This window comes from Streptomyces sp. NPDC048057, assembly GCF_040653095.1.
Lineage (GTDB): Bacteria > Actinomycetota > Actinomycetes > Streptomycetales > Streptomycetaceae > Streptomyces.
Map to the genome: position 1 here is coordinate 119,356 of NZ_JBEZNF010000021.1, position 12,643 is coordinate 131,998.

At 72.5% G+C, this 12,643-nt stretch carries 13 protein-coding genes; 8 read left to right on the top strand and 5 right to left on the bottom strand.

Going from position 1 to position 12,643, the window contains the following annotated elements; genetic code table 11:
- Positions 1-2: 2 nt before the first annotated feature.
- Entirely contained in the window at positions 3-545 is a 543-nt protein-coding gene (locus AB0E05_RS24520; protein ID WP_361967032.1) for an Lrp/AsnC family transcriptional regulator, read from the top strand.
- Positions 546-574: 29 nt separating this feature from the next.
- Here AB0E05_RS24520 and AB0E05_RS24525 read toward each other — a convergent pair whose 3' ends face one another.
- Together AB0E05_RS24525 and AB0E05_RS24530 are read right to left on the bottom strand one after the other, a co-directional pair.
- Positions 575-1,177: a TetR/AcrR family transcriptional regulator gene (locus AB0E05_RS24525; protein WP_361967034.1), complete on the bottom strand. Its 603-nt coding sequence runs from the start codon at positions 1,175-1,177 to the stop codon at positions 575-577.
- Positions 1,174-2,730, bottom strand: a complete 1,557-nt coding sequence (locus tag AB0E05_RS24530) for a 3-hydroxyacyl-CoA dehydrogenase (protein ID WP_361967036.1) — start codon at positions 2,728-2,730, stop codon at positions 1,174-1,176. Before AB0E05_RS24530 ends, AB0E05_RS24525 begins: the two co-directional genes overlap by 4 nt.
- Before the next feature lie 123 nt (positions 2,731-2,853).
- Between AB0E05_RS24530 and paaN the strand changes: the two genes are divergently transcribed.
- Complete coding sequence (gene paaN, locus AB0E05_RS24535) at positions 2,854-4,527, top strand: phenylacetic acid degradation protein PaaN (RefSeq protein WP_361967038.1); 1,674 nt, start codon at positions 2,854-2,856, stop codon at positions 4,525-4,527.
- A 28-nt stretch (positions 4,528-4,555) separates the two neighbouring features.
- On the opposite strand, the gene AB0E05_RS24540 is transcribed toward paaN, so the two are convergent.
- From AB0E05_RS24540 to AB0E05_RS24550, 3 genes are read right to left on the bottom strand one after another with little or no spacing between them, the layout of a single operon-like run.
- A complete protein-coding gene (locus AB0E05_RS24540) occupies positions 4,556-5,245 on the bottom strand; it encodes a TrmH family RNA methyltransferase (protein WP_361967040.1) in 690 nt (229 codons plus the stop codon).
- Positions 5,242-6,504 carry an HTTM domain-containing protein gene (locus AB0E05_RS24545; RefSeq protein WP_361967141.1) on the bottom strand — a complete coding sequence of 421 codons (1,263 nt, stop codon included), beginning with the start codon at positions 6,502-6,504 and terminating at the stop codon, positions 5,242-5,244. Before AB0E05_RS24545 ends, AB0E05_RS24540 begins: the two co-directional genes overlap by 4 nt.
- A gap of 32 nt (positions 6,505-6,536) precedes the next feature.
- Entirely contained in the window at positions 6,537-7,343 is an 807-nt protein-coding gene (locus AB0E05_RS24550; protein ID WP_361967042.1) for a DUF5819 family protein, read from the bottom strand.
- A 293-nt stretch (positions 7,344-7,636) separates the two neighbouring features.
- Here AB0E05_RS24550 and paaA point away from each other — a divergent pair, with 293 nt between their 5' ends.
- From paaA to AB0E05_RS24580, 6 genes are all read left to right on the top strand, one after another.
- Complete coding sequence (paaA, locus tag AB0E05_RS24555) at positions 7,637-8,659, top strand: 1,2-phenylacetyl-CoA epoxidase subunit PaaA (protein WP_361967044.1); 1,023 nt, start codon at positions 7,637-7,639, stop codon at positions 8,657-8,659.
- Positions 8,656-8,976, top strand: a complete 321-nt coding sequence (paaB, locus tag AB0E05_RS24560) for a 1,2-phenylacetyl-CoA epoxidase subunit PaaB (RefSeq protein ID WP_361967046.1) — start codon at positions 8,656-8,658, stop codon at positions 8,974-8,976. Before paaA ends, paaB begins: the two co-directional genes overlap by 4 nt.
- On the top strand, positions 8,973-9,719 hold the full coding sequence (paaC, locus tag AB0E05_RS24565) for a 1,2-phenylacetyl-CoA epoxidase subunit PaaC (RefSeq protein ID WP_361967048.1): 747 nt from the start codon (positions 8,973-8,975) through the stop codon (positions 9,717-9,719). The genes paaB and paaC overlap by 4 nt, the downstream gene beginning before the upstream one ends.
- Positions 9,713-10,234 (top strand): 1,2-phenylacetyl-CoA epoxidase subunit PaaD, encoded by a 522-nt coding sequence (gene paaD, locus AB0E05_RS24570; RefSeq protein ID WP_361967050.1) that lies wholly within the window; start codon positions 9,713-9,715, stop codon positions 10,232-10,234. Before paaC ends, paaD begins: the two co-directional genes overlap by 7 nt.
- Positions 10,235-11,296 (top strand): 2Fe-2S iron-sulfur cluster-binding protein, encoded by a 1,062-nt coding sequence (locus AB0E05_RS24575; RefSeq protein ID WP_361967052.1) that lies wholly within the window; start codon positions 10,235-10,237, stop codon positions 11,294-11,296. It abuts the gene before it with no gap.
- A 135-nt stretch (positions 11,297-11,431) separates the two neighbouring features.
- Entirely contained in the window at positions 11,432-12,619 is a 1,188-nt protein-coding gene (locus AB0E05_RS24580) for an acyl-CoA dehydrogenase family protein (protein ID WP_361967054.1), read from the top strand.
- Positions 12,620-12,643: the final 24 nt, after the last annotated feature.

Below are 12,643 nucleotides of genomic sequence, written 5' to 3' on the forward strand. Positions count from 1 at the left end.
ACATGTCAGCTGAACAAATGGCCGACGGTGCCGACAAGAGGGGTCTCGGCGCGCCACTGCCGCCCCGCCCGCTCGACCCCATTGACCAGGACATCCTGCGGATCCTGCGGGCCGACGGACGGGCGTCGATACGGTCGGTGGCCGAGCGGATCCACGTCTCGCGCGCCAATGCGTACTCCCGGATCAACCGGCTCGTCGAGGACGGCGTGATCCGCGGTTTCAGTGCGCGCGTCGACCACGAGCGCGCAGGGCAGGGCGCGTCCGCCTACATCACGCTCAAGATCGTCCAGAACTCCTGGCGAACCGTGCGCGAGCAGCTCAAGGCGCTGCCGGGCGCCGCCCACATCGCGCTGGTCAGCGGCGACTTCGACGTCCTGCTGCTGGTGCACGCACCGGACAACCGCAGCCTGCGCGAGCTGGTCCTCACCAGGCTCCAGTCCATCCCGGAGGTGCTGTCCACGCGCACCCTGCTGGTCTTCGAGGAGACCGACCTCGACGGGAGCGCCGACGCGGAGGACGCCGAGCCGACGGACGCCCCCGACTGACGCGGAGGGCCCCGGTCCGGGTCGCGGCTTCAGGCCGGGCCGGCGTCCTTCCGCAGCCCGTCGAAAGCGATCCGTACGACCGTCTCGGCCACCTGGTCGCCCTCGTACCCGCTGCCGGGGTGCGGGCGGTACCACTCCACCAGGGAGTTCACCATGCCGAACAGCAGCCTGGTGGCCAGCCGGGTGTCCACGTCCGCGCGCAGGTCGCCGTCGGCCGCCGCCGCCTTCAGCAGGTCCACGACCCGCTGGTCGAACTCCCTGCGGCGCTCCATCGCCCACCGCTCGGTCTTGGTGTTGCCCCGCACGCGCAGCAGCAGCGTCACATAGGGCAGGTCGTCCACCAGCACCTGCACGGTGCGCCGCACCACGTACTCGACGCGTTCGATCGCCCGGCCGCGCTGGGCCCCCGGCTCGTCGAGGATGCCGAAGAGCCCGTCCAGCGCCCGGCTCACGGCCCGGCGCAGCAGCTCCTCCTTGCCGGCCACGTGGTGGTAGATCGACGACTTGGAGATGCCGGCGGCCTTCGACAGGTGCTCCATGGAGGTGCCGTCGTAGCCGCGCTCGTTGAAGATCCGCACGGCGACGGAGAGCAGTGTCTCCGGCGTGTACGTGTCACGCTTGGCGGTGGTCATGCGTCGGCTCCCTCACCGTCGACACCATCGAAAGTACGTCGGCCGAGCGCCGGACCCGGCGCGTAGCGCCCCGTGGGGACGGCGCAGTGCAGCTTCGCCAACAGGTCGTGCGCCCACGTCCCGGGCAGCCGCCGGTCCCATTCGAAGGGCCCCAGGGGGTGGTTGACCCCGAGCCTCATCGCGGTGTCCACGTCGTCCTCGGTGGCCACTCCCCGGGCGACCGCGTCGGCCGCGACGTCGATCAGCATTGCGACCGTGCGGGCCACGATCATGCCCGGTGCGTCGTCGATCACGCTGACCTTCTTGCCGATCGCCTGGAAGAGCCCGATCGCCTCCCGGAGGGTGCCCTCGCGGGCCGCAGCGGAGGGCGCGAGCGCGATCCGGGTGGCGCTCCGGTAGTCGCGCGCGAGGTCGAAGTGGACGACGTCGGCGCGCCCGGCCCCGGCGAAGGACCCGTCGACAGGCGCCAGCCGGCCGCCGCCGGGCAGTTCCAGGCCGCCACCGGCCCGTGGGCCGTCCGGCTGCCGCACGGGGATCCCGGCGTCCGCGACCAGCTCCAGGAGTTCGGCCGTGAGCCCGTCGGCGCCGTGCACGACGACGTACGGGGGCGGGTCCGCGGGCGGTGCGGTGTGCGGCTGCGGCTGCTCGGCGCCCGGGGCGTGGTCGTACCAGCCGCGGCCCGACTTGCGGCCCAGCAGCCCCGCCTCCACCAGCCGCCGCTGCGCCAGGGAGGGCGTGAACTTCGGGCTGTGGAAGAAGGACTCCCACACGGAGCGGGTGACGGCCTCGTTCACGTCCTGCCCGATCAGGTCGGTCAGCTCGAACGGGCCCATGGGGAAGCCGCCGCACTCGCGCAGCACCGCGTCGATCGTCGCCGGGTCGGCCGCCCGCTCCTCGTGGAGGGCGAACGCCTCCGCGTAGAAGGGCCGGGCGACCCGGTTGACGACGAAGCCGGGGGTGTCCGCGCAGTGCACCGGGGTCTTGCCCCAGGCCGCGGCCGTCGCCCAGGCGCGCGCCGCGCACTCCTCCTGGGTGGCGAAGCCGCTGACGACCTCGACCAGCGGAAGCAGGGGGGCGGGGTTGAAGAAGTGCAGTCCGACGAGTCGGCCGGGGTGCCGGAGGGGGCCGGCGACGGCGGTGACGGAGAGGGAGGAGGTGTTCGTCGCGAGCAGGCAGTCCTCCGCCACGACCTGCTCCAGCGCCGTGAACAGCTCCTGCTTGACGGAAAGGCGCTCGACGACGGCTTCGACGACGAGGGCCGCGTCCGCGAGGTGGGAGAGGTCGTCGACCGGGCGGAGCCGGGCGCGGGCGGCGTCGCGCTCGCCGGCGGAGGTGCGGCCCTTCTCGACGAGCCGGTCCAGACGGGCGGCTACGGCGGTGACGGCTTCGGCGGCCCTGCCTTCGACGGCGTCGAAGAGGAGTACGGGATGACCCGCGGCGAGGGCCACCTGGGCTATGCCCTGGCCCATGGTGCCGGCGCCCACCACGGCCACGGTCCGGCTCCGGTCGACGGGGTCCGGCTCGGCGGCGGCCCCGTGCTCGATGGCGGTCATGGAGGTGATCCTCCCCGATGAGTTTTCCACAGCTTCGACAGGCCCCCTTGTACCGACCGATCGTTCGGTTACTCTAACCCTGTCCGCCTGTTTCCGCCCGGCTCGACGAGGAGTTGGTCCGTCATGACGCTGACCGAGACCCGGCTGAGTGGCCACCGAGCGACGCTCGACCAAGCCCTCGACGCCATTCGCACCCGCGCCTATTGGTCCCCCCACCCCGAGCACCCGAAGGCGTACGGCGAGAGCGCGCCCGCCGACGGCCTCGCCGCCTTCCAGGCGCTCCAGGGCACCCGCTTCGAGCTGGGCCAGCCGGGCACCGACGGCTGGACGGGCGCCGAGGTCTCGCCGTACGGGCCGGAGTTGCGGATCGAGTACCCCCATGTGGATCCGGACGTGCTGCTGCCCGCGATGAGCGCGGCCGTGCCCGCGTGGCGGGCCGCCGGGCCCGAGCAGCGGGCCCTGGTCTGTCTTGAGGTCCTGGCCCGCATCAGCGCCCGCACCCATGAGTTCGCCCAGGCCGTGATGCACACCAGCGGGCAGGCGTTCATGATGGCGTTCCAGGCCGGCGGGCCGCACGCCCAGGACCGCGGCATGGAAGCCGTGGCGTACGCGTACCAGGAGCAGACGCGCACGCCGGCCAGCGCCGACTGGTCCAAGCCGCAGGGCAAGCGGGACCCGCTGGAGCTGCGGAAGACGTTCACCAGCGCGGGCCGCGGCATCGCCCTGCTCATCGGCTGCAACACCTTCCCCACGTGGAACGGCTATCCCGGCCTCTTCGCCTCCCTCGCCACCGGCAATCCGGTGCTGGTCAAGCCGCACCCGCGCGCGGTGCTGCCGCTGGCGCTGACCGTCCGGGTGGCCCGCGAGGTGCTCGCGGAGGCCGGCTTCGACCCGAATCTGGTGTGCCTGGCCGTCGAGCGCCCCGGCGAGGGCATTGCCAAGACCCTGGCCGTACGCCCCGAGATCAAGATCATCGACTACACCGGCTCGACCGCCTTCGGCGACTGGCTGGAGGCCAACGCACGCCAGGCCCAGGTCTACACGGAGAAGGCCGGCGTCAACACCGTCGTCATCGACTCCACCGACGACTACAAGGGCATGCTGTCGAACCTGGCCTTCTCCCTCTCCCTCTACAGCGGCCAGATGTGCACCACCCCGCAGAACCTGCTGATCCCGCGCGGCGGCATCGCCACGGACGCCGGCCCCAAGTCGTACGACGAGGTGGTGGCCGACCTCGCGTCCGCGGTCGGCGGCCTGCTCGGCGACGACGCCCGGGCGAACGCCCTGCTGGGCGCCCTGGTCAATCCCGAGGTGAAGGGCCGGCTGGAGGGCGCGGCCGGGCTCGGCGAGGTGGCGCTGGCCTCCCGCGAGGTCGCCCACCCGGACTTCCCCGACGCGGTGGTGCGCACCCCGGTGATCGTCAAGCTCGACGGCGCCAAGCCGGACGACGAGGCGGCGTACCTCTCCGAGTGCTTCGGCCCGGTCTCCTTCGCGGTCGCGGTGGACTCCACGGCGGACGCGGTCGAGCTGCTGCGGCGCACCGTCCGCGACAAGGGCGCGATGACCGTCGGGGCGTACACCACGTCGGAGGAGACCGAGCAGGCGATCGAAGAGGTCTGCCTGGCGGAGTCCGCCCAGCTCTCGCTGAACCTGACGGGCGGGGTGTACGTGAACCAGACGGCGGCGTTCTCCGACTTCCACGGCTCCGGTGGCAACCCCTCGGCGAACGCGGCGCTGTGCGACGGCGCGTTCGTGTCCAACCGCTTCCGGGTGGTGGAGGTGCGTCGACAGGCGTGACGGCCGGCTTCGGCGGGGCCGCGTCGGGTCAGGAGGGCGGCGGTACGTCGGCGTACCGCTGCACCCAGGCGTGCATGGCGATCGCCGCCGCGGCCCCGGCGTTGATCGAGCGGGTCGAGCCGAACTGGGCGATGGAACACACCGTCGACGCGTGCGCCCTGGCCTCCTCCGTCAGTCCGGGCCCCTCCTGGCCGAAGAGCAGCACGCAGCGGCGCGGCAGGACGGTCCGCTCCAGCGGGACCGCCCCGGGCAGGTTGTCGATCCCGATGATCGGCAGGTCCTCGGCCGCCGCCCAGGCGGTCAGGGACTCGGTGTCCGGGTGGTGCCGCACGTGCTGGTAGCGGTCGGTGACCATGGCACCCCGCCGGTTCCAGCGGCGGCGGCCCACGATGTGGACCTGCCGGGCCATGAAGGCGTTCGCGGTGCGCACCACCGAGCCGATGTTGAAGTCGTGGCCCCAGTTCTCCACGGCCACGTGGAAGTCGTGCCGGCGAGTGTCCAGGTCGGCGACGATCGCCTCCCGCGTCCAGTAGCGGTACGCGTCGACCACGTTGCGGCGGTCCCCGCCGGCCAGCAGCGCGCGGTCGTACCGCTCGCCCTCGGGCCAGGGCAGCGGGTGCGGCCCCACGCCGACCTCGGGGCCGTACCCGTCGTCGTACTGCACCGGCTCGTCCGCGGAGGGCGCGCTGGCGGGGCTGGTGCCTGGGAAGGTGCTCACCCCACGAGCGTACGGGGCTGTTCCAAGCCGTCCCGTCGCTGCTCGGGGACGGCGCCCGGCCCGGCCTCCCCCACTGCCGCGGAGGCGGTGGGCGCGGACGGGGCGGGCAGGAAGGGGAGCCGGGCGCACAGGCGGTCCCGGCCGCGCCCCGCCCGTACGCCCAGCCAGAGCAGGAAGGCGGTCGGCAGGAACACCGCGTCCGCGGCGATCATCGCCAGCGAGAAGAACGGCAGCCCCAGGATCACGGCGATGGCCGCGTGCTCCAGCATCATCACCGCGAGCAGGACGTTCTTCACCCGTCGGTTGAAGAGCGTGAAGGGGAACGCGACCTGCACGATCACCGTGCCGTACGTCAGCGCCATCACCATCACGCCGTGCGAGGCGAGCAGGTCCGACAGGGTGGGGAAGGGCGTGAAGTAGTCCAGCTTCAGCGGGTAGTACAGCGCCGTGCCGTCCTGCCAGCGCGAGCCCTGCACCTTGTACCAGCCGGCGGTGGCGTAGATCAGACAGACCTCGGCCATGATCACGACGAGACCGGCGTTGTGGGCGAGGTTGGCGACGGTGTCCAACAGGATGCGGCCCTGGCTGCGCGGCCCGTAGTGGTTCACCAACCACCACAGGGCCAGCACCAGCCACATCACCCACAGGGCGACCAGGACGGGGAGCCCGGTGTGGTTGAGGAGGGTGGCGAAGAGCAGGGCGGTGCCGGTGACGACCCAGAGCACCGGGCCCACCCGGTCGGGCGCACCCGGCTCGGTGCGCGCCTCCCGGCGCGCGTCCAGCGACCAGACGCGACCGCACCGCGTCACCAGCAGGTAGATCGCCATGATGTGGATGACGTTGTCACCGCCGTCGCCCACGAAGATCGAGCGGTTCTGGAGCGAGAGCACGCCGACCATGAACACGGCGGACATGGTCCGGGTGCGCCACCCCAGACAGAGCAGCAGGGCGGAGAGCATCGCGCCGAAGTAGACGATCTCGAACCAGACGGTGCTGCTCGACCACAGGAGCGCGGTGAAGGCGTCGTTGCCCCGGGTGAACTCGCGGCCGATCGACCAGCTCCACGGTCCGTCCGGGCCGTACATCTCGTGCCGGTTGGGCAGTTCCCACAGCAGGAAGAGCAGCCAGGTCGCGGAGAAGCCGATCCGGATGACGGCGCTCTGGTACGGGCCGAGGGGAGCAGCGGTGATCCGCTGGAGCAGTTCGGCGGCCCGGCCGGGGCCGGCCGGGGGCCGGGCGCCGCGGTTGCCCTCGGCCATCGTCACCGTCGCCGTCGTCGCCGTCGTCGCGCTCATCGAGCCCCCTCCGCGCCTTCCGTGCCCCGGGTGCGGTCGCCGGTGGCCGCGTCGTTGCGGGCGTCGGGCGGCAGGTCGGCGGGGGTGACGGTCCACCACGGCAGGACGCGGTGGACGGGTGCCGTGTCGACCTTCTCGTCGGTCCACGGCGGCGGCTTCACGAAGGCCGCCGAGGACCGGATCTGTATGCGCTCCACCTGGCCCCCGAGGTCGCGGTCCGCGAGGCGGAGCATCACGAGCCGCCGCAGGTAGTTCTCGGCGAGGGGGCCGCGGGACTCGGTGGAGCGGTTCTGGCTGTCGTGCGTGTTCTGGTAGAAGTCCCAGCTGCGGCGGAGCATGTTCTGCTCGGTGTGGCTGGGGAGCAGATTGCCGCGGATCGCGTCGGCGTCCTCGGCGGCCAGGTCGATCCACTCGGTGGTCCGCAGTTCGCCGCCGGCCGTCTTGACCTCGGCCTTCACCTGGACACCGATGTTCTGCTGGAGCGGATTGGGTGCGAAGAGCTTCCAGTTCTGCTCGAACTCGGGGTAGATCCAGGCGTCGATCTGCTTGCCGTACTCCTTCGTCACCGTGTTGGAGGGCGCGACGTGCAGGAACGTCATGGCCAGGTGGATGCAGGCGGCGAGCGCGAGCAGGCCGAGGGCCACGGCGGCGGCGATCTGGTACGGGAGCGTGAGCGCGGCGATGCCGGCGGTGGGCGCGGGCGGGGCGTCGGGCGCCGGGGCGGGCTCGGAGGTCGGCCCGGGATCAGCTTCTCCGTCGTGCGCGCCTTGTACGTGTTGTACGTCTTTTACGTCGTGCGCCACGGGCGCCACGGGCGCCACGGGCTCGGGCCGGGGTTCCGGGGCGGTCGCCTCGGGCGCCTCGGGGGGCCCACTGGCCTCAGCCGCCCCTCCCGCTGCCGGAGGCTGTGGGCCGGTGGCCCCGGTGGACGCGTCGTCCGCGTCCCCCCTTTCGCCCTCGACACGGTCCTCGTTGGAGTTCATCCCGCCCCGATCCAGTCCGACCAGCCTCGGTTATCCACAGGGTTGACACCTTAAGGGCCGCCGACTCACCATTGAAGTGGATGAACCGAACGATCGGTCGGTAGGGGGTTCGGATGACGACAGTGACGGCAGACGCCCGAGAGAGGTACGAGGCGGTCTTCGACGCGGCCGTGGCCGCGGACGAGCGCATCGAGCCGCGCGACTGGATGCCGGACGCCTACCGGGCGACCCTGATCCGCCAGATGGCGCAGCACGCCCATTCGGAGATCATCGGCATGCAGCCCGAGGCGAATTGGATCAGTCGCGCGCCCTCGCTGCGGCGCAAGGCGATCCTGATGGCGAAGGTCCAGGACGAAGCCGGCCACGGCCTGTACCTGTACAGCGCCGCGGAGACCCTGGGGGTCAGCCGCGAAGAGCTGCTCGACAAGCTCCACTCCGGCCGCCAGCGGTACTCCTCGATCTTCAACTATCCGACGCTGACCTGGGCGGACGTCGGCGCGATCGGCTGGCTCGTGGACGGCGCCGCGATTACGAACCAGGTGCCGCTCTGCCGCTGTTCCTACGGCCCGTACGCCCGCGCGATGGTCCGTATCTGCAAGGAGGAGTCCTTCCACCAGCGCCAGGGGTACGAGCTGCTGCTGACCCTCTCCCGGGGCACCCCCGCGCAGCACGCGATGGCGCAGGACGCGGTGGACCGCTGGTGGTGGCCGTCGCTGATGATGTTCGGCCCGCCCGACGACGAGTCGGCCCACTCGGCGCAGTCCATGGCCTGGAAGATCAAGCGTCACTCCAATGACGAGTTGCGCCAGCGCTTCGTGGACATCTGCGTCCCGCAGGCCGAGGCCCTCGGCCTCACCCTCCCCGACCCCGACCTGCGGTGGGACGAAGAGCGTGGCCACCATGACTTCGGCGCGATCGACTGGTCGGAGTTCCAGGCCGTCCTCAAGGGCAACGGGCCGTGCAACGAACAGCGGATCACCCAGCGCCGCCGGGCCCACGAGGAGGGCGCCTGGGTGCGGGAGGCCGCCGCGGCGCACGCCGCCAAGCAGGCACGGACCCAGCCGCACGCACCGCAGGCGAACGGGCCGAGGACGCAGGGGACGCAGATCGACGAGCCGCGGGAGGCCACGGCATGAGCAGTTCCGACGGCACGGGCGCCGCTGCGGGCGGGGCGAAGGACTGGCCGCTGTGGGAGGTCTTCGTCCGCTCGCGGCGGGGCCTGTCCCACACCCACGCCGGCAGCCTGCACGCCCCGGACGCCCAGATGGCCCTGCGCAACGCCCGGGACCTGTACACCCGGCGCAATGAGGGCGTGTCCATCTGGGTCGTGCCCTCGACCGCCGTCACCGCCTCCTCGCCGGACGAGAAGGACCCCTTCTTCGAGCCCGCCGCCGACAAGCCCTACCGCCATCCGACGTTCTACGAGATCCCCGAGGGGGTGAAGCACCTGTGACGACCACCGCCACCGCCGCGGCACTCGCCCTCGGCGACGACGCGCTGGTGCTGTCGCACCGGCTGGGGGAGTGGGCGGGCCACGCCCCCGTGCTGGAGGAGGAGGTCGCCCTCGCCAACATCGCCCTGGATCTGCTGGGCCAGGCCCGGGTGCTGCTCTCCCTGGTGGGCGACGAGGACGAGTTGGCGTATCTGCGCGAGGAGCGCGCCTTCCGCAACGTCCAGTTGGTCGAGCAGCCGAACGGCGACTTCGCCCACACCATCGTCCGCCAGCTGTACTTCTCCACCTATCAGCACCTGCTGTACGGGCAGTTGGCCCGCTCCGAGGGAGAGTTCGCCGCGCTCGCCGCCAAGGCCGTCAAGGAAGTCGCGTACCACCGGGACCACGCCGAGCAGTGGACGCTCCGGCTCGGCGACGGCACGGCGGAGAGCAGACGGCGGATGCAGACGGCGTGCGACGCCCTGTGGCGGTACACCGGCGAGCTGTTCGAGCCCGTCCAGCCCGTCGAGCCCGTCGAGCCCGTCGAGGGGCTGGCCGGCGTCGATCCGCACGCCCTGGAGGCCGACTGGCTGGAGTCGGTGACCTCGGTGCTGAAGCGGGCGACGCTGACCGTACCCGTCGGCCCGCGGGCCGACGGCTGGACGGCGGGCAAGGGGCGCCAGGGCGTGCACACCGAGCCCTTCGGCCCGATGCTCGCCGAGATGCAGCACCTGCACCGCAGCCACCCGGGGGCGTCATGGTGACCGACACCCGGCTGGAGGCCGAGCTGCGGCGGATCGCGGGAGCCGTGCCCGATCCGGAGCTGCCGGTGCTGACCCTGGCGGAGCTGGGCGTGCTGCGCGGGGTCGAGGTCCTCGGGCCCGGCCGCGTCGAGGTGGCCCTCACCCCCACGTACACCGGCTGTCCGGCCGTGGAGACGATGTCCGCGGACATCGAGCGGGCCCTGCTCGACCACGGCATGGCGGAGGTCTCCGTCGTCACGGTCCTCTCCCCCGCCTGGTCGACGGACGACATCACCGCCGAGGGGCGCCGCAAGCTGGCCGAGTCCGGCATAGCCCCGCCCCGGCCGCACGGCGTGCCCGGCCCGTCGGACGCAGCGGGCGGAGCGGGGCCGGTTCCGGTCGCCCTCTCGGTGCGCTGCCCGCACTGCAGCTCCACCGAGACGGAGCTGCTGAGCAGGTTCTCCTCCACGGCGTGCAAGGCGCTGCGCCGCTGCGTCAGGTGCCGTGAACCGTTCGACCACTTCAAGGAGTTGTAGATGTTCCATCCGCTCCGGGTCAGCGCGGTCGACCGGCTCACGGACGACTCGGTCGCCGTCAGCTTCGCGGTGCCGGCCGAGCTGAGGGACGCCTTCCGGTACGCCCCCGGACAGCATCTGGCCCTGCGCCGGGTGGTGGGCGGCGAGGAGATCCGGCGCACGTACTCGATCTGCACCCCGGCCGCCCCCGCCGGAGCGCAGCCCGAGCTGCGCGTGGGGATCCGGTTCGTCGAGGGCGGCGAGTTCTCGACGTACGCGCTGAAGGAACTGGCCGTCGGCGACGTGGTCGAGGTCATGCCCCCGATGGGCCGCTTCCGGCTCGAACCGCGCCCCGGGTACTTCGCCGCGGTCGTCGGCGGCAGCGGGATCACCCCGGTGCTGTCGATGGCGTCGACGCTGCTCGCCCGTGAGCCCTCGGCCCGGTTCTGTCTGATCCGCAGCGACCGGACCGTGGCGTCCACGATGTTCCTCGACGAGGTCGCGGAGCTGAAGGACCGCCATCCGGACCGGTTCCAGCTGGTGACGGCGCTGTCGCGGGAGGAGCAGGCGTCGGGGCTGCCGTCCGGACGGCTGGACCGCGCGCGGCTGACGGGGCTGCTGCCGTCGCTGCTGCCGGTGGCGGAGGTGGACGGCTGGTTCCTGTGCGGGCCGCTCGGGCTGGTGGTGGCCGCGGACCGGGCGCTGCGCGGGCTCGGCGTGGACCGGAGCCGCATCCACCAGGAGATCTTCCACGTGGACGACGGCACGGCGCCCGGGCGGCCACCGGTCGGCGCCGCCGCGCCGGCGCACGCCTCGCTCACGGCGACGCTGGACGGCCGCTCCGGGACCTGGCCCGTGCGGGAGGGGGAGTCCCTGCTGGAGACCGTGCTGCGGGGACGGTCGGACGCGCCCTACGCGTGCAAGGGCGGGGTCTGCGGCACCTGCCGGGCGTTCCTGGTCTCCGGCGAGGTCCACATGGATCGGAACTTCGCGCTGGAACCCGAGGAGACCGAAGCGGGATACGTGCTGGCGTGCCAGTCCCGTCCGACGACTCCGGAGGTGGAGTTGGACTTCGACCGCTGAGCCACAGCCCCCCTCACCCGCCCCGGCCCTGCGGCCTCCGCCAGGCGTCCATCGTGCCTCGCTGTGGTCATTTACGGGCACCTGCTCTATCTTGACGGTCCGTCAGATAGTGGCGCCGAGCAGGGAGGACGGGCTGTGGACTTCACCTTCACCGAGGAACAGCAGGCGGTCGTCGAAGCGGCCAGGGCGGTCTTCTCCGACGTCGCGCCCGACGGCGTGCCGAGCCCCGCGCTCACCCCCGGCGCGGTGGCGGACACCTTCGACCGGCCCCTGTGGGCCACGCTCGCCACGAGCGATCTGCTGGGGCTGGTGGTCTCCCCCGCGTACGGCGGCGCGGGGCTCGACCCCGTCGCGCTCTGTCTGGCGCTGCGGGAGTCCGCCGCGGTGCTCGCCCGTGTGCCGCTGCTGGAGACGAGCGCGGTCGCCATGGCCGTGGAGCGGTACGGCAGCGCCGAGTTGGCCGGGGACCTACTGCCCCGGGTCGTACGCGGCGAAGCGGTGCTGACCGTCGGGGCCCACGGCCGCACCGGGCACGACCCGGCCGAACTCGCCGTGCTCGCCCGCCCCGACGCCGACGCCCCCGCCGGCCGTGGCGAACTGGACGGCGCCCCGGCGCACTGGTTGCTGGAGGGCGTGCAGACGGTCGTGCCCTGGGCCCACTCCGCCGATCTGATCGCCGTGCCCGCGCACACCGGCGAAGGGCGCACCGTGCTGGCCCTGGTGGCGCCGGACCAGGACGGCGTCACCCTCGCCGAGCAGTTCTCCACCAATGGCGAGCGGTACGCCGAGGTGACCCTCGACGCGGTGCGCGTCCGGGCGTCCCGGCTCATCGCCGACGACGGCGCCTGGGAGTGGCTGCGCCAGCTCCTGACCACCGGGACGTGCGCCCTCGCGCTCGGCCTCGGCACCCGCGTCCTCGCGATGACCGCCGAGTACACCGGACGGCGGGAACAGTTCGGCTTCCCCGTGGCGACCTTCCAGGCGGTCGCCGTGCAGGCCGCGGACCGCTACATCGACCTGAGGGCGATGGAGGCCACGCTGTGGCAGGCCGCCTGGCGACTCGCCCACGGCAACGACGGCAGCAGCACCGAAGGGCTGCTGCCGGTGGCCGCGGACGTCGCCGTGGCGAAGATCTGGGCCTCGGAGGGCGTGCGGCGCATCGTGCAGACCGCCCAGCACCTCCACGGCGGGTTCGGCGCCGACACCGACTACCCGCTGCACCGCTACCACGCCTGGGCCAAACAGCTCGAACTGTCCCTCGGCCCCGCGGCCGAACACGAGGAGGCACTGGGCGACCTCCTGGCCGCGCACCCGCTCGCCTGACGCCGGTCCGTCAGAGCGCCCGTG